The 20,844-nt window shown below is 43.9% G+C and carries 16 protein-coding genes; 8 read left to right on the top strand and 8 right to left on the bottom strand.

All coding sequences use genetic code 11. The features are described 5' to 3' along the window. Positions 1-23: 23 nt before the first annotated feature. The 5 genes from hslV to DQQ10_RS22995 form a co-directional block, all read right to left on the bottom strand. Positions 24-560, bottom strand: coding sequence for an ATP-dependent protease subunit HslV (hslV, locus tag DQQ10_RS23015; protein ID WP_112749287.1), 537 nt, complete (start codon positions 558-560; stop codon positions 24-26). A 66-nt stretch (positions 561-626) separates the two neighbouring features. Beyond that, the gene (locus tag DQQ10_RS23010; protein ID WP_112749286.1) at positions 627-2,249 is read right to left on the bottom strand and encodes a pyruvate dehydrogenase complex dihydrolipoamide acetyltransferase; all 1,623 of its coding nucleotides are present in this window, start codon (positions 2,247-2,249) and stop codon (positions 627-629) included. A 114-nt stretch (positions 2,250-2,363) separates the two neighbouring features. Further along, the gene (locus DQQ10_RS23005; protein WP_112749285.1) at positions 2,364-5,360 is read right to left on the bottom strand and encodes a TolB-like translocation protein; all 2,997 of its coding nucleotides are present in this window, start codon (positions 5,358-5,360) and stop codon (positions 2,364-2,366) included. A gap of 61 nt (positions 5,361-5,421) precedes the next feature. Continuing rightward, on the bottom strand, positions 5,422-6,267 hold the full coding sequence (locus tag DQQ10_RS23000; protein WP_112749284.1) for a DUF4249 domain-containing protein: 846 nt from the start codon (positions 6,265-6,267) through the stop codon (positions 5,422-5,424). A gap of 8 nt (positions 6,268-6,275) precedes the next feature. After that, positions 6,276-8,627: a TonB-dependent receptor gene (locus DQQ10_RS22995; RefSeq protein ID WP_112749283.1), complete on the bottom strand. Its 2,352-nt coding sequence runs from the start codon at positions 8,625-8,627 to the stop codon at positions 6,276-6,278. Positions 8,628-8,756: 129 nt separating this feature from the next. Here DQQ10_RS22995 and DQQ10_RS28330 point away from each other — a divergent pair, with 129 nt between their 5' ends. Then, the gene (locus tag DQQ10_RS28330; protein WP_262511778.1) at positions 8,757-8,879 is read left to right on the top strand and encodes a hypothetical protein; all 123 of its coding nucleotides are present in this window, start codon (positions 8,757-8,759) and stop codon (positions 8,877-8,879) included. Between the two features lie 42 nt (positions 8,880-8,921). On the opposite strand, the gene DQQ10_RS22990 is transcribed toward DQQ10_RS28330, so the two are convergent. Beyond that, positions 8,922-9,806, bottom strand: coding sequence for a bestrophin family protein (locus DQQ10_RS22990; protein WP_112749282.1), 885 nt, complete (start codon positions 9,804-9,806; stop codon positions 8,922-8,924). 137 nt (positions 9,807-9,943) lie between these two features. Here DQQ10_RS22990 and DQQ10_RS22985 point away from each other — a divergent pair, with 137 nt between their 5' ends. From DQQ10_RS22985 to DQQ10_RS22975, 3 genes are all read left to right on the top strand, one after another. Continuing rightward, positions 9,944-10,723, top strand: coding sequence for a hypothetical protein (locus DQQ10_RS22985; RefSeq protein WP_133259737.1), 780 nt, complete (start codon positions 9,944-9,946; stop codon positions 10,721-10,723). Positions 10,724-10,865: 142 nt separating this feature from the next. Continuing rightward, positions 10,866-11,951 carry an aromatic ring-hydroxylating oxygenase subunit alpha gene (locus DQQ10_RS22980; RefSeq protein ID WP_112749280.1) on the top strand — a complete coding sequence of 362 codons (1,086 nt, stop codon included), beginning with the start codon at positions 10,866-10,868 and terminating at the stop codon, positions 11,949-11,951. Further along, positions 11,951-13,387 (top strand): APC family permease, encoded by a 1,437-nt coding sequence (locus tag DQQ10_RS22975; protein WP_112749279.1) that lies wholly within the window; start codon positions 11,951-11,953, stop codon positions 13,385-13,387. Before DQQ10_RS22980 ends, DQQ10_RS22975 begins: the two co-directional genes overlap by 1 nt. Positions 13,388-13,640: 253 nt before the next feature. Here the strand turns inward: DQQ10_RS22975 and DQQ10_RS22970 are convergent, their stop codons facing one another. Further along, the gene (locus DQQ10_RS22970; protein WP_112749278.1) at positions 13,641-14,630 is read right to left on the bottom strand and encodes a long-chain-fatty-acid--protein ligase; all 990 of its coding nucleotides are present in this window, start codon (positions 14,628-14,630) and stop codon (positions 13,641-13,643) included. Positions 14,631-14,665: 35 nt separating this feature from the next. Here DQQ10_RS22970 and DQQ10_RS22965 point away from each other — a divergent pair, with 35 nt between their 5' ends. Beyond that, the gene (locus DQQ10_RS22965; RefSeq protein WP_112749277.1) at positions 14,666-15,550 is read left to right on the top strand and encodes a hypothetical protein; all 885 of its coding nucleotides are present in this window, start codon (positions 14,666-14,668) and stop codon (positions 15,548-15,550) included. A 75-nt stretch (positions 15,551-15,625) separates the two neighbouring features. Here DQQ10_RS22965 and DQQ10_RS22960 read toward each other — a convergent pair whose 3' ends face one another. Continuing rightward, positions 15,626-18,037 carry an alpha-ketoacid dehydrogenase subunit alpha/beta gene (locus DQQ10_RS22960; RefSeq protein ID WP_245970510.1) on the bottom strand — a complete coding sequence of 804 codons (2,412 nt, stop codon included), beginning with the start codon at positions 18,035-18,037 and terminating at the stop codon, positions 15,626-15,628. Positions 18,038-18,302: 265 nt separating this feature from the next. On the opposite strand from DQQ10_RS22960, the gene ald reads away from it, so the two are divergent. The 3 genes from ald (at position 18,303) to DQQ10_RS22945 (ending at position 20,841) form a co-directional block, all read left to right on the top strand. Continuing rightward, on the top strand, positions 18,303-19,415 hold the full coding sequence (gene ald / locus DQQ10_RS22955; protein WP_112749276.1) for an alanine dehydrogenase: 1,113 nt from the start codon (positions 18,303-18,305) through the stop codon (positions 19,413-19,415). Between the two features lie 156 nt (positions 19,416-19,571). After that, a complete protein-coding gene (locus DQQ10_RS22950; RefSeq protein ID WP_112749275.1) occupies positions 19,572-20,324 on the top strand; it encodes a TerC family protein in 753 nt (250 codons plus the stop codon). After that, entirely contained in the window at positions 20,317-20,841 is a 525-nt protein-coding gene (locus tag DQQ10_RS22945; protein ID WP_112749274.1) for a YfiT family bacillithiol transferase, read from the top strand. The genes DQQ10_RS22950 and DQQ10_RS22945 overlap by 8 nt, the downstream gene beginning before the upstream one ends. Positions 20,842-20,844 lie beyond the last annotated feature (3 nt).

Raw genomic sequence — 20,844 nt, 5'->3', positions numbered from 1 at the left:
AACTTCGATGCACTTCAATTATTTCAAAGCTTCTCAATCACCAGATTGTGATTCGTATAGATACAAATATCCGCCGCAATCGTTAAGCTTTCGCGTACCATTTCCTCAGCTGTTAAATGCGGTGCATGTTTCTTTAACGCCAACGCTGCGGATTGCGCGTACATCGATCCAGAACCGATCGCACATACGTCATGATCGGGTTCGATCACATCGCCTGTACCGCTGAGCAGTAATAGATCTTCTTTGTTCACCGCTATCAACATAGCCTCAAGTTTTCTGAGGTAACGATCCATGCGCCAATCTTTGGCCAGCTCGATCGCAGCACGCTTCATGTTACCACCATAACTGTTCAGTTTTTCCTCGAAACGTTCTAGCAATGTAAAAGCATCGGCTGTCGATCCGGCAAAGCCTGTCAATATTTTGCCTTCTTGGAGCTTGCGTATTTTTTTGACGTTACTCTTTGCCACATAGTTACCCATCGTAGCTTGTCCATCACCACCGATCGCTACTTGTCCATTGTGTCGAATCGCGATGATGGTTGTTGCATGTATTTTTTCCATGAGAGAATCAGGTTAAAACAGACGTGCCCCCGATTATTCGGAGGCACGTGTTATTGATCAAAGTTCTTAAATTAAAATTCTTACAGGATCTTCGAGTAATCCTTTCAAAGTCTTAAGGAATGCAGATCCAACGGCACCGTCAACGGCACGGTGATCGCATGACAACGTTACTTTCATAACGTTACCTACTGCAAGTTGACCGTTTTTCACTACCGCGGTTTCTTTAATACCACCCACTGCGAGGATACACGCATCTGGAGGATTGATGATCGCCGTAAATTCTTCGATACCAAACATACCTAAGTTAGAAATGGTAAACGTGCTACCTTCCCAATCTGCAGGTTGAAGTTTTTTATCGTGCGCTTTCTGAGCTAGGTCCTTTACTTCTGTTGCGATATGCGACAACGATTTGTTATCGGCAAAACGTACAACAGGTACGAGTAAGCCATCTTTAACAGCTACCGCAATACCGATGTGTACATGATGATTTTTTCTCATCTTATCACCAAGCCAGCTTACGTTAACATCAGGATGTTGGCGCAACGCTGCGGCCGTGGCTTTCACCACCATATCATTGAAAGAAATCTTTACTGGACTTATTTCGTTGATGCTCTTACGAGCTTCAATGGCTTTGTCCATATTAATTTCCATCGTGAGATAGAAGTGCGGCGCAGAGAATTTACTTTCAGCAAGACGTTTTGCAATCGTCTTACGCATCTGTGACACTGGAATTTCTTCGAAACTTTCTTGTCCTACTACCTTAGGCAATGACACTGGTGCTGCAGACTTTCCTTTTGCTGCTGGTGCTTCCGCAGAAGGCTTATAGTTTTCAACATCGCTCTTCGTAACACGACCATGTTCACCACTTGGTTTGATCGAAGCGATATCGTAACCTTTATCTTTTGCTAATTTTTTCGCGAGTGGAGATGCTTTCACTCTTCCGTTTGCAGACTCAGCCGCTACTGCTGTCGGTGCAGATGAAGCTGCTGACGATTTTGCTTCCGCTTTTTCTGTTGAAGCTGGTGCTGCACTACTTCCGCCTTTCTGAGAGTTTGCCTTTAAAAGCGTTTCCCAGTCGGCACCTTTCTCACCAATGATCGCTAAAACACCATTGACAGGAACAGATTTTCCGGCTTCAGCGCCGATGTACAGTAATGTACCAGCATTGTACGACTCATATTCCATCGTTGCTTTATCGGTCTCGATCTCCGCGAGGAGTTCACCAGTTTTCACTGGATCACCGATTTTTTTGTGCCATGCCGCAATAACACCATCAGTCATGGTATCGCTCATTTTAGGCATGAGAACAATTTCCGCTTTAATGCCAGATATATCAATGGCAGGACCTGACGAAGAAGCTGCTGCTGGTGCGGCCGCCTTTGGTTCTTCTTTCGCGCCACCTGAAGTCGCTGCTGACGAAGCGCCTTGAAGTAATGCCGCGTAGTCTTCGCCTTTATTTCCAACAATGGCCAATACGTCATCAACTTTAACAGCCTGTCCTTCTTTAGCGCCAATGTAAAGTACGGTTCCGGTGTTGAACGACTCATAATCCATGGTCGCTTTATCCGTTTCAATCTCTGCCATCAGTTCGCCTGATTTCACCGAGTCACCAACTTTTTTGTGCCATTTAGCGATCACCCCTTCTGTCATGGTGTCGCTCATCTTAGGCATGCGTACTATTTCTGCCATTTTCTTTTCTAAAGTTTTTTATAGATCACCAAAAAAAACGCCTCTGCAAACCTTTGCAAGAGCTTGTTTTCTCCTTAGGCCTCCAAAAATAGGGTATAAAACAGGATTTTCAAGTTAGAATCCGATATTCCCAATCAAAAACTCGTAGACCATGCCGGTGTTAGGATGATATCGATTTGTTTGCGCGAGATAGGTTGCACGAAAACCTAATTCAAATTTCTGCGTAAGGCGCATCACGTTGAAGTCAACAGTCACTTCTGCACCTGTCGACAGGTACTTGGCATCCGTTAAACTAACGTAAACTTCAGGTTCCGACGTATGATAGAAGTAGCGGTATCCGCTCCCATTACCATAATCAACAAAAGCATTCGCCTTAATTCGTTGAATATTCAGCAAAGGTCCAATGCTAACATCTGGATACCATAATGGAAAAGCATAGTTTGCCGACAGTGACGCAAATTTTTCGTCAGCGGGATACGCATAGCCACGTGGTTTAGAAATTCGATTTCTGAAGGTATACAAATCACCTTCAACACCTTGACGACTCTCTTGATACCCGCCTCTAAAATATAAGTAGTGATGTTTTAAGATCCCGGGAAAATACAATGTGGACCTAACCGCCCACAAGTAACCTTGAAAATCGCCGCCAAACGGTGTGTGCATCACGTCGGCAGAAAATGTTTGTCCCCATCGATATAGAAAATCGCGATAGCTTGTTTTCATCACATGCGCGTACGAAAGCGATATTCGATTGTAGATTAAATCTCCGTTATTAAGGTCATCCTTGTAAATGAATCGTAGTGAGTCATTGAAGATTGCAATGCGTGATGGCCCTTGATAAATGAGTTTATCCCCTTCATAGATTGAGTTTTCATAATCTATAGATCGGGTTAATCCAACAGCAGTACCGATAGACAAGTCCTGCATATATTTTGAGTTGGTCAATACCAACGGAACGCGTATCCCCCCTTCCACGGTTGTTTCATTCCACGTCGTTTTGATATCGGTTCTTCTGCCAATTTGTTCCGCGTCGTACTTATAGAATGAACGATCCGTATCTCGATCTCCGGTTTCTACCGTCAAATCAATGATCGGATACAAACCCTGATAACTTACACCGGCACGAATCAAGCCCGTGCGCTCATTGCTGTCATATACATAACCTGCAGTAATCTGTGTTGTACTCAATAAATCGCGTGAAGTAATACCAAAGAGTAGTTGTGAAAAATCATTACTCAACACATTGAATCCCCAACTATAAGGATTGAGTAGACCGCTAATCTTCGTATACCGCTTTGCTGACAGTTGATTTTGTGGAACACTGTCTAAAATATGTTGGTGGTGCTCTTGTTCTACGAGCGTACTCGCCAATGATGATGGTCGTGCATACTCATTAAAAACTGCCCACGCAGTCGGATCAAAAGGGATCCGCACAATATCCATCCCGTCCTTAGATTGGTCATTGTAGTAAACGTGTTTTCCATCGGCAGAGATCGCCGGGTTGTAGGCGCCATATTTACTATTGGTGACCAGTAGGCGTTGTTTGTTGGATAAATCCAAAGCATAGATATTATCAACACCACTGATAGGTGAATTGAAAAATAAATATGTCCCATGCAATACTGGGTGACCGACGTTTTCATGCGTGATGGGCAGGTAATCGGAAATCGTATTTGCATTCACGTCGATCGCAGAGATCGTCTTGCCTTGTGTTGTTGTTCTGAGGACAACAATTTTAGTTCCGTCAGGAGACCATCGTGGCATTGCATAGAATTCTCCTTCTACGCTATACTCAAAGATTTGTTTACCTGTAAACAATTCGAAAACAACTACGGAGGTTTTGTAATCCGTGGTTGTGCGGACCGCGGCAATTTTCGATCCGTCCGCCGACAAGACAGCACTGCCAAGTCGCTCACGTTTTCCACCAATGACGCGCTTCTTATGCGTTTTCGTTTCGTAGATTTTTACAAGCGAATAATTTCTAGCGCGCCATCGCGGATCATATCCAAATTCATTCCAGAGGATAGCATCAGCATGCGCTGAGAGCATACCGGATTCATTTACAAATCCCGGTGTAAAGATGTGCTTCTCTTCACCATCCTTTAACCTGACGAATTGATCAATATCGCCAATACCTTTTTTCCAGGCAATCACACTTCCATCGGATTGTGGCTGCGGATAAAGATAGTCTGTGTATGCTTTCGTACGCCGAACATTCACATTTTCAAACGTCGATATCTTACGCGATTCAATTTCGTTTTTCCATTCTGCCTTAAGACTAGCGGCCATATCGCGGTAAAGCGCCGATACGGTCATTCCGGTTTCTCTCTTGATCGCATTTGAAAACGCAAATGGAATAAAAGGCATGTTCCAGGAACGTCGCGTAATTTTTCCAAAAATCTCCGGATCATTTGTCTTTTTCCTTAGGTAACTCACCATGTGATAACCCAATACATAGTGGTCAGGAATAAAATGTTTGTAAGATCGAAGGTGTTGTTTGTTGTAATGAAAGGTTCGGCCTTCCATCAGATTGCTTTTGAATACGAGCCCAAAGTTAGGAATCTTACCACGTCCACTTGGCGTGAACGCCGTCTCGGTAGCTACTGCATCACCCTCCCAAAACCATGGCGGCGCTGCCATCTGCGCAACAGCCGCAAAAGTCGGATTTCCGAATAAGTAATATACACCCTTGGTTAGCCCACGACGCGCATGTTGATACTGCACAATATGCCTATACTCGTGCGTTGCCAATAAATTCAACCAGTCGTTGGTCCCCAGAAAATTATAGTCCTGAGGTGGCATTGTATAAAACTCCGAACGTCTTGGAAACATCGACACAAAACCATTCGATACCGACGATTGATTTTGCATCAACACGGTAATTTTTCTTGGTATCGGTCCTAATGACTTAGCTTCTGCAGCATGCAATGATTCCAGCGTATTGGCCATCCGTTGTGCTTGGACTTCGAAGCCCTTTAGATACAATACGCGAAAATGATCCGTGTTGACTTGATACCATCGAAGTGAAGGTGGGTTGTTCTCGAGAATGTCTTGCGCCTGCAGGATGCAGCACGAAAGCATTAAAAACAAAAAGGAGAGTCTCGTTTTCATTGGCAAATTTTGCTAATGAAAGATGAAACTCCCCTTCGTGAAATGCAACTTTTTAGGAAACTTATTCCTCCACGGTGATCTCAATGCTATTCACCGCGCTTACCTGGAAGAATCCCAAGGCACCATTGGTAAGGTTTGTGCGTGGTGTTGATGGTATCGGACCAAACATGCCGCCGCCATCATTGTTCAACAAGGTTGATAAATCATTGAAGAATACATAGCCCACACGTGACAAGCTATACATCTCGACTTTACCCTTGTCTTGCGGCGCATAATAGATCGGCGACGTAACACCATCTATATTTTCAGCCAAATATTTATCGTCACTGTAGTAGATGTCTGTATCGCCATAGGTCGTTAGTGAATCATTACGATAGAACTTAAATAGGTAAAAATTTGATTCGTTTTGGGGCTCTTTCGCGTACATCAACAATTCATAGAATTTACCATCGGTTTTCGGATCTTCACGCTCGTCTTCGTTGATACGATATTTTAGACTATCCATATCAATCACACTCACCATCTTATCACTAGCTTCAAAAATTTCGCTGCCTACTGACACACGGAGCGAATACGTCTTCCCAATTTCACCAACAAAAGATGGTGATGGAATGTAGACACCTGCTGAATCGGGGTGATTATTTGGATTATGAACAAACTCAATTTCATTGCCGTCGCTGTCCGTAACGATTACAGTAGCATTGGTAATGCGGGGTGATTGTCCAGACGAGTAGAAGTCAACAGAACGCGATATCTTGACCGACTGATAGCCCGGATGATTGGTTACCTGACCTTCGATGACAACTTTCGGAGGTGTTTGTTTCAAGTCCAGCTGAACTGTTTCCTGACATCCAGAAAGCGCCGCTGCACCAATGATTGCTGAGAGAATATAGGTTATACTTTTCATAAACAAGATCAGAATTTAAAGTTGTAAGTAACGGAAGGCAGAATTGGAAAAAGATATACGAGACGCGCTTCTTTCTGACGTCCATCACCAATGATGTTTCCGTCATCATCCTGCTTCGTGCGTGTATAGATTGTAAAAGGATTTTTTCTGTTGTACACATTGTAGATCGCAAAGATCCATTGTCCTTTCCATCGGCGATTGGCATTCTTTTTCGGCGTGAGTGTTGCCGATAAATCCAAACGATGAAAGTCAGGCAAACGATAACCGTTACGTTCCGTGATGATATCAGGATTATATTGACCGTACTCCCATTTACCTGAACCCAGCGTAATAGGTCTTCCCGTGTTGTAGGTAAACGACGCTCCAAAAGTCCACTTCGGGTTAAGATCGTAAGCTGCTTGAATATTTAAGGAATTTCGTCGATCGTAGTTCGCATCAAATGTTTTTCCACCATTCACCTCTGGAATTTTACGCTCTACTTTTGAAAGCGTATAACTCACCATACCCGTCAATCTTCCTGAAGTTTTGTTAACCATGAACTCGGCACCATATGCCCATGAATCACCCTGGCGATACTCTGTCGACAAATCTTCGTTGAAGAAAAGATCTGCATTGTCGGCAAAGTCAGTCACGTTGTTGATGTCTTTGTAAAACACTTCCGTTGACGCTTCAAACATATTGTCTTTGAAGTTTCTGAAATACCCGACGGCAAATTGATCGGCAATTTGTGGTTTGAGATAGTAGTTACTTGGATTCCATGTATTGAACGGAACAGGAACTGTTGACGCGGACACAAGATGCGTATTCTGCACCATGCGATTGTATGACAACTTAAGTGATTGCCCCTCTTTGAACATGTAGCGAATACCAACACGTGGCTCTAGGTTCACGTACGACTTGATTGTTTCCCAGCCATCATAGTGCAGCGTATCCGTTCTGTTTTTACCGATTGGATCTTGAGGATCTTCGTATTTGTACACATAGCCTTTGCCCATATTTTGGAATATCGATAAGCGTACGCCATAGTCGAAGCTCAACTGATCATTTACGCGCTGCTGGTTCCCGATGTATAGCGCATGATCGAGCGCATACATGTGCTGTTGCTTCAATTCCGTAAACATGGACCCTTCTGTGTTCGGACCTATTTCGCCAGGAGAAAATCTTCTTCCTGTGAGATGATATCCAAAAGAAAGCTCGTTGTTAGCGCTAATCGCATAAGAAAGATCAGCTTTCATGCTGAGTTCTTGAAGGTTTGATGTCCATTTGAATCCTTGCACTTCATCTTCAATCTCAAGCTTGTAGTCGAAGTTACTTCCGATCACAGAAATATTAGAAAACAGCTTATCATTGAACAAGTGGTTCCATCGGAAAGTAGCCGTCATGTTACCCCAACCAAAACCGAATTGATCATCGAGTTTCAACACATCGCGACCGGCATAGGCTGCCACAAAAAATCGATTCTTATTGCTTTGTCGCCAGTTTACTTTCGCATTGATGTCGTAGAAGTATATATCCGTTTCTTCACCAGATGCTTTCAAGAAAATATCGGCATAAGAACGACGTCCAGAGAGAATGAACGAGCTCTTTTCTTTTTTTAACGGACCCTCAACAGCAACGCGCGTTGCAAGCGTACCAATACCACCGGTAACACCAAAATTTTTGTTGTTACCATCTTTCGTTCTCACGTCAAGAATAGACGAAAGTCGTCCACCAAAACGTGGAGGTATGCCGCCTTTGTAAAGATCTGAATCTTTGATCACGTCGGCATTGAATACAGAGAACAAACCAAACAAGTGAGAAGGGTCGTAAACCGGTGCTTCGTCGATTAAGATCAAGTTTTGATCGGCACTTCCACCGCGAACGAAGAAAGCTGACGTTCCTTCACCTGCGGAAACAACGCCAGGCAACATCTGCACATTTTTGATAATATCCACTTCACCAAAAAGTGCTGGCAACTTTTTGATACGCGCCAGGTCGACTGTATTTCTACTCATCTGAACGTCAAATACATTTTCATCGACGCGTTTTTCAGTGACGACTACTTCTTGGATCACCTTGGCTTCTGTTTCCATTTCGATGTTTTGAGAAACGTTGGTGGTAAGCTCACCCTTGTAGGTGTAAGGCGTGTAGCCCATATAGCTAAAAACAATTTCGTAAGAGCCAGGTGGCACAGTTATGGCGTAAAATCCATAAGCATTGGTCACTGTACCTGCCTTAAGTTGAGGAATGTAGACACCTACACCAATGAGTTCTTCACCATTGGCGGCATCCTTAACATAACCATTGATGGTTACTTTCTGCTGCGATCGAGCAGTAAAACTTAGTAGTACAAATGTTAGAACGGTTAAAAATCGGATCATTTTATGAGGTTTAAAACGAACTACAGACAATCGACTTGATGCGCCCCCCTATAGCTCACGTAAATTTATTTGCGTAGACAACTCCCCTTCTGACGGATACCGTTTGAAATGGTTACTTTTACCATTGAAATGATTAAAAAAATCCGAGAATTGTATAAAGAGTATCGCGCTTATGTGCGTGTGGACCTTATCATGTACGGCGTCATGATCTTGATGATCATTATGTATGGCATTTATTCAGCGCTTCGTTAACCCCATACAAGTACAATAGTCCTCAGAGAACCAAGCTCCAGCTTAACGTACAGATAAAATTTCCTTCACATTGTCCTTGATCTTCTTGGCAAGTTCGTCTGTCGGCAAGTCGTTTACGTCTCGACCAAAAGGATCTTCAATCTCCTCACCGATCAACTCCACGCTCAACAAGATAAAGGCTACGAGAATCACTGTGGCAATGGTGAAATACCCAAATGTGGTTACGAAACCGAAAGGAAGCGTTACAAGATAAATGAATATAAATTTCTTCATGAACATGGAGTAGGAATATGGAATCGGCGTATTCCGGATACGTTCGCATGCTCCCATCAGGTCGATGAAGTCTTTTAATTCTTTATCAACATTAATTAAATGATCGCCCGTGAATTTACCCGCGCGATACAGCGTGTTGATCCGCGTATAAATCTGTCCGACGATATTGTTAGGCTTGTGCTTAACCGCTTTCAATTCCTGAAGGAACGTCTCATGCGGAGGGTCTAATTCAGATAGCTGTACACCTTGTCGTAAGCTCTCCTTGGTAGCATAAATAAAGTTCGATATCATCTTTGCAAACCAGGTACGCTCTTCCAAGTCTTGTGGTTCGATATAGGCATTCAATTTCAGTGCAAGGTTACGTGTACTATTCACTAATCCTCCCCACAATCTTCGGCCTTCCCACCAACGATCGTAGGCTGAGTTCGTACGAAAAACCAAGAACAAACCGAGTACGATACCCAATAACGAGTGCACCGTTGTTGAGCCTTGAAATTCGTGAGGCTGAAATGCGAAATAGTCCAAGATCAAATAGCAAACAAAGGCGCTGAAACCAGCCAACATGGCCAGGGCCGGCAATAGTGTTTTTAAAACGTGCTTGCTATAGGAATGGAAGATGATTGAGAACCAGATCTTCGGATTGTATTTGACCATAATAGACTGATAAGGGCGCAAATATAATTCGAAGAGCGCTTTTTTAAAGGTTTTGTATCGCCAAGAAGAAAGAAAAGGTCGACAGAAATAGATTGCATCATAGCGCGTTTATTCTTTATTTGGTCAAAACTATTACAATGAGAACTATGCGCGCCACGTCGCTTTTAACTGCTCTTTTCATTTTTGCCATCGGCACAAGCCTTTCGGCTCAAGATTATGTGATTACCGTAAAAGGCGACAGCCTCGCCGGAAAAGTAAAGATGTTCAATTTCGGAGTGGAGAAAAAGGTACAGGTTACCACTGCAGACAAGAAGAAAAACAACCTTAGCCTCTTCCAAGTGAAAATGGTCATGTTCGAAAACGAAAAATATGTACCCGCCAAAGGTCCTGCTGGCTATACTTTCATGAAGGTTGTCAGGGAAGGATTCTTATCGCTGCTCGCATTTCAGTTGGAAAATCAAACAGGTTATGATGGTCGCTACCTCCAAAAGAAAGGCGGTCAAGGGGTAGAGGTACCGAACCTTACTTTTAAGAAGACCTTACGCAATTTTCTAGAGGATTGCCCATCGCTTAGTCAACGCATCGAGGCTGGTGAATTTTCACGCAACGACCTCGATCGCATTATCGACGAATACAACCAATGTATTACAGGAAGGTTCAACGCAGTACAAAAGCAAATTGCTCAACAAAAGCAACAAACGGCAAAGCTGAATCCCTGGGAAGCATTGGAAGAGAAGGTTAAAAGCACCGCTGATTTAGAGGGCAAAGACAATGCACTTGAGATGATTACTGAAATTAAAGGCAAGATTGCGCGTGCTGAGAAAGTACCAAACTTTATGGTTGATGGGTTGCGTAGTATTTTGAAAGCACCAGAAATTCAACCTGAACTTGAAGCCGCGTTGAAGGAAATTCAATAGATTCGCAGCTTGATAAAACACGAAAGAATGGCATTGATTTAATCGATGCCATTCTTTTTTTGCACCTACACCATCAGGCACCGAATTATCGTTATCGCAGTTACAATTTCATTTTTGTATTTTGCCATATAACCATTAGCCTATGCCGAAGTTCGATATTCATCCTGATATCGCTAAAGCGACTACGATCCCGACCGATTTTTATCTTCAAACCGAATATTTCGAATACACACAACAAAAGTTATTTCCCAGTACCTGGCAATTTATGGGTGATACCGACCGGGTTAAAGAAGCAGGCTGGGTAACGCCGCTAACCTTCCTCGAAAATTTTGTAGACGAACCTCTCCTTCTCGCGCACGATCAAGACAACGCCATCCGATGTCTTTCTAACGTGTGCACACACCGCGCGAATCTAATCATTGAGCGCCCATGCAAAACAAAAGATCTCCGCTGCAAATATCACGGACGTAGATTCAAACTTGATGGCAAATTTCTATCGATGCCTGAATTTAAGGAGGTCGAAAACTTTCCTGCGGAGACTGACAATCTCACCAACGTTCCATTATCGCAGTGGGGAAAATTTCTTTTCACATCGCTCTCTCCGCTTGCACCTGCGGAATCTTTCTTCAAAGAAATGCAAACGCGAATGTCATGGCTTCCCTTGCAGGATTTTCATTTCCGCCCGGAGCTTTCACGCGACTATATAGTGAATGCACATTGGGCATTGTACTGCGAAAATTATCTCGAAGGTTTTCACATTCCGTTTGTTCATGCCGGACTTAATGCTGTAATCGACTACGGTAACTACACTACCGAACTCTATCCTTACGCTTCACTGCAACTCGGACTGGCCAAAGACGATGATGACGTGTTCGACCTACCAGAAAACTCTCCCGACTATGGTAAAAAAGTCGCGGGCTACTACTTCTGGATTTTTCCAAACATGATGTTCAACTTCTATCCATGGGGACTATCAATCAATGTTGTAAAACCAATATCCCCATCGCAAAGCAAAGTTTCATTTCTTTCATATGTGTGGGATGAAAACAAATTGCGGCAAGGCGCAGGTGCGAATCTTCATCAAGTTGAAATGGAAGACGAAGACGTTGTACAACAAGTGCAAAAAGGAATTCGCTCTCGCTTCTATCATCACGGTCGTTACTCGGCGAAGATGGAAAAAGGCACCCATCACTTCCATCGCTTGTTAGCCAAATTGATTGATATGTAATGACGAATCGAAACCTCCTTCCAACGCTCGGCTTGTGGACCAGTGTGTCGATGGTTATCGGCGGCATTATTGGTTCAGGAATTTTCATGAAGCCAGCAAGCATGGCTGGAGTCCTTGGATCACCTACGCTACTGATTGGCGTGTGGATCTTCGCGGGAGTCATTACACTATTTGGAGCACTTAGCAACGCAGAGGTTGCCACGATGATTCCTGAAACTGGCGGGCAGTATGTGTTCTTTCAGAAAATGTATGGTGATATGGTTGCGTTCCTTTACGGATGGGCAGGCTTCATCGTTTTTAACACTGCTGGTGTCGCATCTATCGCATACATGCTGGGAATTTACACGGAATACTTCATTATACTTCCTCGATTTCCAACAGCGATAGAGCAAGAAATATTCGTACACATCCCCTATCTCGGAAAGATTTTTCCCCTGGAAAATATTGGCGTTAAGTCGATAACGATCTTGGTGGTCGTGTTCCTGACTTGGATAAATTACAGGAGCACACGTACTGCGGGGAACGTGCAAGTTGTGTTGACGATCATCAAAGTTATCGCAATCTTGTTATTGATCTTCGGATTACTTTTTTCGGGTGCAGGAAGTAGTACCTACTTCTTCACAAACAGCAGCACCATTCATCCTGAGGGATGGGCTTTAGTGATGGCGATCATGATGGCTATGTCGGGCGCGTTTTGGGGTTATGATGGATGGAATAACATCACGTTCATCGCAGGAGAAATCAAGAATCCACAGCGCAACATTCCGAGAGCGTTAGTTGTTGGTGTAACGATTTGCATTCTGATTTACACGTTGATGAACCTCGCGTATTTGTACATCCTTCCCGTTGATCGCATTGCCCAATCGGAGATGGTGGCCACAGATGCAATCGCTGTTGTGTTGGGTGGTATCGGCGGCGCATTGATCGCACTGATGGTGATCATCTCAACCTTCGGAACCACTAATGGGAATATATTGGCGACGGCACGAGTCTCTTTCGCTATGGCACAAGAAAGAATGTTTTTCAAAAGTATCGGCGACGTGCATTCTATTTTTAATACACCTGCGAAAGCGCTTTGGCTACATGCAGTCTGGACGTGTGTATTGATCATTAGTGGCTCGTTTGACATGCTGACCGATATGCTGATATTTATCAGCTGGGTTTTCTATGGCCTTAGCGCGTTTGGAATTTTTATACTACGGCGAAAAATGCCGAACGAGTTGCGTCCTTACAAAGCTTGGGGATACCCTGTCGTGCCCGCGATTTTTGTCGTGTTTACTGCGACGTTTTTAATCATCACATTGGTGAACGACATTTCGAATTACAACGCAGGAAATACCAGCATCATTCATTCGGTACTTGGACTGGCACTGACGGGCACTGGAATTCCTTTGTACTGGTACTTCAGACGTGTAAATAAAAAAGGAAACCAGTAACGGTTTCCTGAATATCTGATGCTATATCGCTATACCTTAGATCCGCTGTTGTGTAGCAGATTTTGTAGGCTTAGGAGTTTCCTTTTTTGTATACGTTGGACATGTATACTGACTGCACGCTGAAATAAAGGCGGCAAGAAGGACAAACGCTACGATCTTTTTCATTTCACTGGCTTTGATTAAAACAAAAATAGAATTTCTTATCAAGAAAACAAACGAACAGGTGCCTTAAGTCGTTAGTTCGAAATTTTTATTACCCAACTAGCAAATTACACCCCCGAACGTCACTATTGTCCATTCGTCCCAACACCTCAAAACTACCATTCGGATGCAATCGACCTAGATCTTCCGTCTCAATAAAAGAGATGGTGTTCCAATTCGCCAGATCGATGACATTAATACCGCCTGTCTGACTTTGTAACCCCTTCGCAAAAGGGTCCGTCAAATCTCGAATTGTTACCGACATCCAAGGTGGCAATTGAAATCCTTCGTTAGTTAACAAATAAGCCTGAGACAACAACTCGGTCATGCCATATTCCGAATAAATCTGCTGTACACCAAATGCGCGAGTCAACTTCTCATGAAGTTCATACCGCGTCATCTCCTTACGCCGTCCCTTCATGCCACCAGTTTCAAAGATCAAACAGTGGCTAAGATCGGGACTAAATTGTTCGACTAAATCCGTAAGCGCAAATGATACACCCCACACGACAGTCTTACGAGCATCAGTCTTTGTCGCTTCAATGTCACGCAATAAACGGTCTACATCATACAGATAAAAACCCGAAAACGGAGAACGGCTTTCTTGAATGAAATAGTCCATCATGGCGATCAGCGATGATCCAGACCGCTCCAGATACGAAGGTAGAAGCGCCAGAAAATTGTAGTTGGTGAGCGCTCCAAAAAAATACTCGAAACATCGCTTAGAATGACGAAGGTAGAATTGCAAATCTCGTACTGGGTGCCTGCTGGTTTGCGCCCCCGTAGTTCCGCTACTGGTAAAAGTTACTTCCGGCTCCCATTTCCCACTCATCATCGTTTGCGATTTAAAGAAAGAAATAGGCATGAACGGAATATCGTCAATCTTGCGAACATCAGTGACATTCACACCCAGATGCTGGAGAAATGCGTGATATGGCGCATTCTGAACCGCTTGATAACGAAATACTGCCAAAGCAATATCCGCGAAGCTGTCAGCGTTAACGTTGTATAAATTCGATTTAAAACTTTTAAAAGTCTCCAAGTGTTAAGTAACTTGTCCAGCATCAAAAATACAGAATGAAAGCAATAAAGGGATTGATACTGTTTGCAAGTATTGTCATTTCGATCAGCTCGTGCTTCGACCCGCCAGAATTTTCGACAGTGCCACAAATTTCGCTGAACTCCATCACATTCACAGAATCCCTGAGTTCCGAAGTACAAGACTCGATCGTCATTGATTTATCGTTTAGAGATGGCGACGGTGACTTAGGTCTTAACGACAGCGACACGGTACCTCCCTATCAGACATACCAAGCCTATGTGGCTGATAACGGTGTCATTAAGCCTATCCTTGTGCCTAAGCTATTCCCAACCAGAACTGATCTACTAGTCCTCGATTTCGGAAATACGACTGGACGGTTAGTCATGTCCGATCTCGCTTCCCACCCGCAATACACCAATGTTCTTCCGCCCTTCGACCCAAGTAGCAATTGTAATCGCTACATGCTTATTGGCAGCGACAGACGGCTTATGAAGCTCTTGGTACGAATGGGCGATATTGACCGCGTCCCTGATGAATTCCATCTTAAAGACACAACCATTGGACCAACCTCCTATAAGCTTTTGAAGGGCAACCTTTACTTTACACGAAACAAATATGTTAACAATTACCACGTACGAATACTTGAGCAAGTGGCAACTAATAAATTTGAAGAAATATTCTTGTCCAGTGAGAACAACGAAATATGCTACTCTCCATTTGACGGTAGATTCCCCGTTTTAAAGGACGACACCAATTCACCATTAGAAGGTGACCTTTCATATTCCTTGAAATCGTTCGGACTTCTTACCGTCCTTTCTCCAAGGTTGTTCAAATTTGAAATATCCATTGTAGATCGAGCTCTTAACCAATCAAACGTAATAGAAACCAAAGTCTACACGCTCGACGAGTTGAGGCCCTAAAACATTCAACAGCCTGCAATAAAAAAAGGAAAGCAACTCTACTTTCCTTTTTTTATTTCCGATAACGACTCGTCACTAATATAACGAAGGGAACCGCTGCGGATTTACTTCTACCATTAGTTGGTAAACATTCTCAAACACTTCCTCAGCATTAGGCTTCGAGAAATAATCCCCATCCGATGCGTACGCTGGACGGTGCTCTTTTGCTGTAATTGTTATTGGCTTTGAATCAAGATATTGATATCCGTCTTGGACCTCCAAGACTTGCTGCATCATGAACGACGTCGCTCCACCAGGAATATCTTCATCCGCAAATATAACGCGGTTTGTCTTCTTGATCGATTCAACAATACGATGATGAATATCAAATGGCAGCAGCGATTGAACATCAATTACTTCGCAAGAAATACCAAAGTGCTCAAGTTCATTAGCCGCTTCCATTACTACGCGGCACATAGAACCATAGGTCACAACCGTTACATCTGAACCTTCTTTCAATACCTCTGGAACACCAACTGGCAAAGTAAACTCTCCAATGTTATCTGGAACTCTTTCTTTCAATCGATAACCATTCAAACATTCAATGATGACCGCAGGATCATCGGCGCGCAACATCGTATTGTAAAAACCTGCTGCTTGTGTCATATTCCGAGGCACGAGTATCATAATACCGCGCAAACTATGGAGCAACATCCCAATTTGCGACCCGGCATGCCATACACCTTCTAAGCGATGTCCGCGCGTACGGATAATCAAGGGTGCCTTTTGCCCTCCTTTTGTTCTGTATTGTAAACACGCCAAATCATCAGAGAGTGTTGGCAATGCATAAATGAAATAGTCGAGATATTGTATTTCGGCGATCGGTCTTAAGCCGCGTAATGCAGCTCCGATACCTTGCCCGATAATTGTACACTCGCGAATACCGGTATCCGTAACACGCAGTTCGCCGTGCTTCGCTTGAAGACCGGCAAAACCTTGATTTACGTCCCCTATTTTTCCAACGTCTTCACCAAAAGCGAGTACTAGTGGATTGCGTGTCAACGCAGCATCGAAACACGCTTGCAACACTTCTCTTCCATCAACGATCGAAGAAGACTCACTATATTGTGCAGGGACAATTTCCACTTTAAACGCTGAGTCATCAGAAGCACTATATACGTGTGAACTGTAACGACTATAATTATCACCTTCTGCCGATGCAAGCCATGCTAAAAGTTCCAGCTTGGCATCACTCGACTCGTCTCGTAGATAGCGAAGCGCCTTTTTTGCAGCTTTCATCGTATCAAGACGCGTCGGATTGATGGTCGTCAATAGATCATTCTTGATGTTCTCAAGTGAGTCAGACGACTTTCCTTCTCCCACAATTTTATCGAGGATGCCGGTGATGATATGCTGATCTTTCTTTACATCATCTGTAAACGCGCGCCATGCTTTATCACGCGCTTCTTTCGCGGCTTGCTTTGCTTCGCGTTCAATAGCTTCTACTTCTTCAGGTAGAATATTGACTTCGTCGATGATCCACTCCCGCATTTTCTTAACGCAATCGTGGTCAGCTTCCCAAGCAAGGCGCTCTTTCGATTTATAACGCTCATGTGATCCCGAAGTTGAATGTCCTTGCGGCTGTGTCATCTCCTGCACATGCAACAATACCGGTACATGTTCTTCACGGCATACTTTCTCCGCTCTCTGATAGGTGTCTACCAGCGCCATGTAATCCCAACCTTTTACGGTGAAAATTTCAAAGCCTTTTTCATTTTCGTTTCGCTGTAGACCAGCCAACAATTTAGAAATACTTCCTTTTGTTGTATGATATTCTTGCGGAACAGAAATCCCATAATCGTCGTCCCAAATAGACATCAACATCGGGACTTGTAATACACCTGCAGCGTTTATGGCTTCGAAGAACATTCCTTCGGAAGTTGATGCGTTTCCGATTGTACCGAAAGCTATCTCGTTTCCATTCTTCGAAAAGTTTTCATAAGCATGGAGTGCATCATTCTGACGATACAACTTAGAAGCGTACGCTAGCCCAAGTAACCGCGGCATTTGTCCTGCTGTCGGTGAAATGTCAGCGCTGCTATTTTTGATATCGCTTAACGCTTTAAACTTACCATATTCATCGAGCGTGCGCGTACCAAAGTGTCCCGTCATCAATCGTCCTGCCGTTGATGGATCCGCTTCTAGGTCCGTATGCGCATAGAGTTGAGCGAAGAATTGCTGTATGGTGAGTTCGCCGATAGCAAACATGAACGTTTGATCACGATAATATCCCGAGCGAAAGTCACCATTCTTAAATACACGCGCCATGGCGATTTGGGCAAGCTCCTTTCCGTCGCCGAAAATACCGAACTTGGCTTTGCCCATGAACACCTCTTTACGGCCAATAAGACTGGCTTCACGACTCTCTACAGCCAGGCGGTAATCCGATAAAATCTCTTTCACTTTCACCTGCGAGAATCTTGCTTTCACTTCTTTGGTTGCGCTCAAAATATGTGGGATTTATTTAGACCGTTCAGCCAAAAATAGACAATAGTTTAAGGTTTCAAAAGCTAAGCGACGGTACACGGGCGACCGTGAACCACACGCAAGTTTTGCGGTCACGAATTTTCTTTCGTAAAAACACATTCATCGAAATAATTAGGGACAATAAAATTCGATCACGGAGGTTTATTCTGCCAAAAAATCATATTGGATCGGTCAGAATTTCCGATAAAAAGCCATGCTATATTTGCACGACTAAATCGATTGAAACATGATAATAGGTGTTCCTAAGGAAATCAAAAACAATGAAAACCGTGTTGCGCTCACCCCTGCTGGCACGCAGGAACTCGTGAAGCGTGGACACACCGTTTACGTTCAACAAACAGCAGGTGTTGGTAGTGGTTTTAGCGATGAAGAGTATGCAAAAGCGGGCGCCAAGTTGTTGGCTGATGCAGCTGCTATCTTCGACGTTGCAGAGATGATCATGAAAGTAAAAGAACCTATTGAGCAAGAATATAAACTGATCAAAAAAGGCCAACTGGTATTCACGTATTTTCACTTCGCTTCTTACGAGCCACTAACGAAAGCCATGGTTGCCAGTGGAGGTGTTTGCCTTGCTTACGAAACTGTTGAGCGCGTCGATGGAAGTCTTCCGTTGCTGGTACCAATGTCAGAGGTCGCGGGAAGAATGTCAATCCAAGAAGGTGCTAAATATCTTGAGAAGCCATTGAAAGGTCGTGGCATCTTGTTAGGCGGTGTCCCTGGTGTGAAGCCCGCAAAGGTGCTCATCCTCGGCGGTGGTGTTGTGGGAACAAATGCTGCAAAAATCGCAGCGGGTATGGGTGCCGATGTAACCATCATGGACCTCAACCTAAATCGGCTTCGTTATTTAGATGACGTCATGCCGAAGAATGTGCATACCGTCGTATCGAACGACTACACAATTCGCGAACTGGTTAAGGAATCTGATCTCATCATTGGTGGTGTATTGGTGCCTGGCGCAAAAGCACCAAAACTAATTACCCGCGATATGCTGAAAACAATGCGGCCAGGAACAGTGCTAGTGGATGTGGCGGTTGACCAAGGTGGTTGTATTGAAACTTGTAAACCTACTACGCACGAAGATCCAACGTTTATCATCGATGACGTTGTGCACTATTGTGTAGCCAATATGCCTGGTGCCGTTCCATACACTTCTACCCTTGCACTTACCAACGCAACATTGCCTTATGCCATTAAACTGGCTAATCTTGGCTGGAAAAAAGCATGTCAAGAAAGCATGGAGTTGCGTAGTGGACTGAATGTGATTGAAGGAGAAGTTGTTTACAAGGCTGTTGCAGAAGCCTTTAACCTTCCGTACACCGACGTCAAGAAATTTTTATAACAAGAACAATAGAAAAGCCGTATTCATGTACGGCTTTTTTACTGGAAAAGTGAGGTGCAACAGTGAATATAAATCATCCTGGGCACCCTGCGATTTTGGTGGATCGCAATACTTATTCTATTTTTAAAGCTTAAACAAATTCTGAAACCCCTCTGCATGGAAATATTCCTTCACGCGGAAACCTGGCTTGCCCTGTTAACCCTCACATTTTTCGAAGTTGTTTTAGGTATTGATAATATCATCTTTATCTCCATTGTCTCCAACAAGTTGCCAATTGAGATCAGGGCCAAAACACGGAATATGGGTCTTCTGCTCGCCATGGGCGTTAGAATCCTACTCCTCCTCACCATCACATGGGTGATGAAATTCACCGAACCCTTGTTCAATGTTCCCCATTGGATTGCCGAAGATGGCGCCATCAGCGGACGAGACCTCATCCTCATTTTCGGGGGTATGTTCTTGATTGCGAAAAGTACCCGTGAGATCAATCACGAAATGGAAGGTGAAGACGAGGACGACCAACCTGAAGCCAGTGGCAAATCAAAAGTTACAGGCGTGATCGTGCAGATCATTCTCTTAGATATCATTTTCTCATTCGACTCCATTCTTACCGCGGTTGGATTGACCAGCGAAATCATCATCATGATTATTGCCGTTGTCCTCTCCATCGGTATCATGATCATCTTCTCAGGCCGCATCAGTGAGTTCATTCACAAACATCCATCCATGGAGGTGCTTGCATTAGGCTTCTTGATTTTGATTGGCTTCATGATCTTCCTCGAAGGTCTCGGCAAAGAAGTGCCAAAAGGATATATCTATTTTGCGATCGTATTCTCCATGATCATCGAAATGATCAACATTCGTGTTCGGAATAGACGAAAGAAGGCAAAAGAAGAATTCCATGAGTAGTGACGACGCACTACGCTTCCCAATTGGTAAGCATAAGTCGAAAGAAAGTTATCGTGCAGATGAAATCAGTCTGTGCATTGACCGCATCGAAGCACTACCGATTAAAGTAGAAACGCTAGTAAAAACATTACCGCCGAAGCAACTTCAACTACCCTATCGCGATGGCGGTTGGACTGCGCTTCAAGTGATCCATCACATTCCGGATAGCCACCTTAACGCATATGTACGCATCAAGCTCATGCTTACGGAGGATGTTCCGACGATAAAACCTTACAATGAAGGCGCGTGGTCTACAACACCTGAAAACGCGTTAGACCCGGTAATATCTATAAACCTGCTGAAAGCAATACATGTAAAATGGGTAGCTTTGTTACGGGCAATACCTGCGGCTGACTACAGTCGACAGTATTTTCATCCTGAGTCTAAGAAACACGTGCGGCTCGATCAGGCAATCGCCATGTATGCGTGGCATGGTGAGCACCACCTCGGGCACCTTAACCTCGTGGCCACGAAATGATAA

This window comes from Pseudochryseolinea flava, from assembly GCF_003286915.1.
Taxonomy (GTDB): domain Bacteria; phylum Bacteroidota; class Bacteroidia; order Cytophagales; family Cyclobacteriaceae; genus Ohtaekwangia; species Ohtaekwangia flava.
This window is presented reverse-complemented; position numbering and strand designations above follow the sequence as displayed.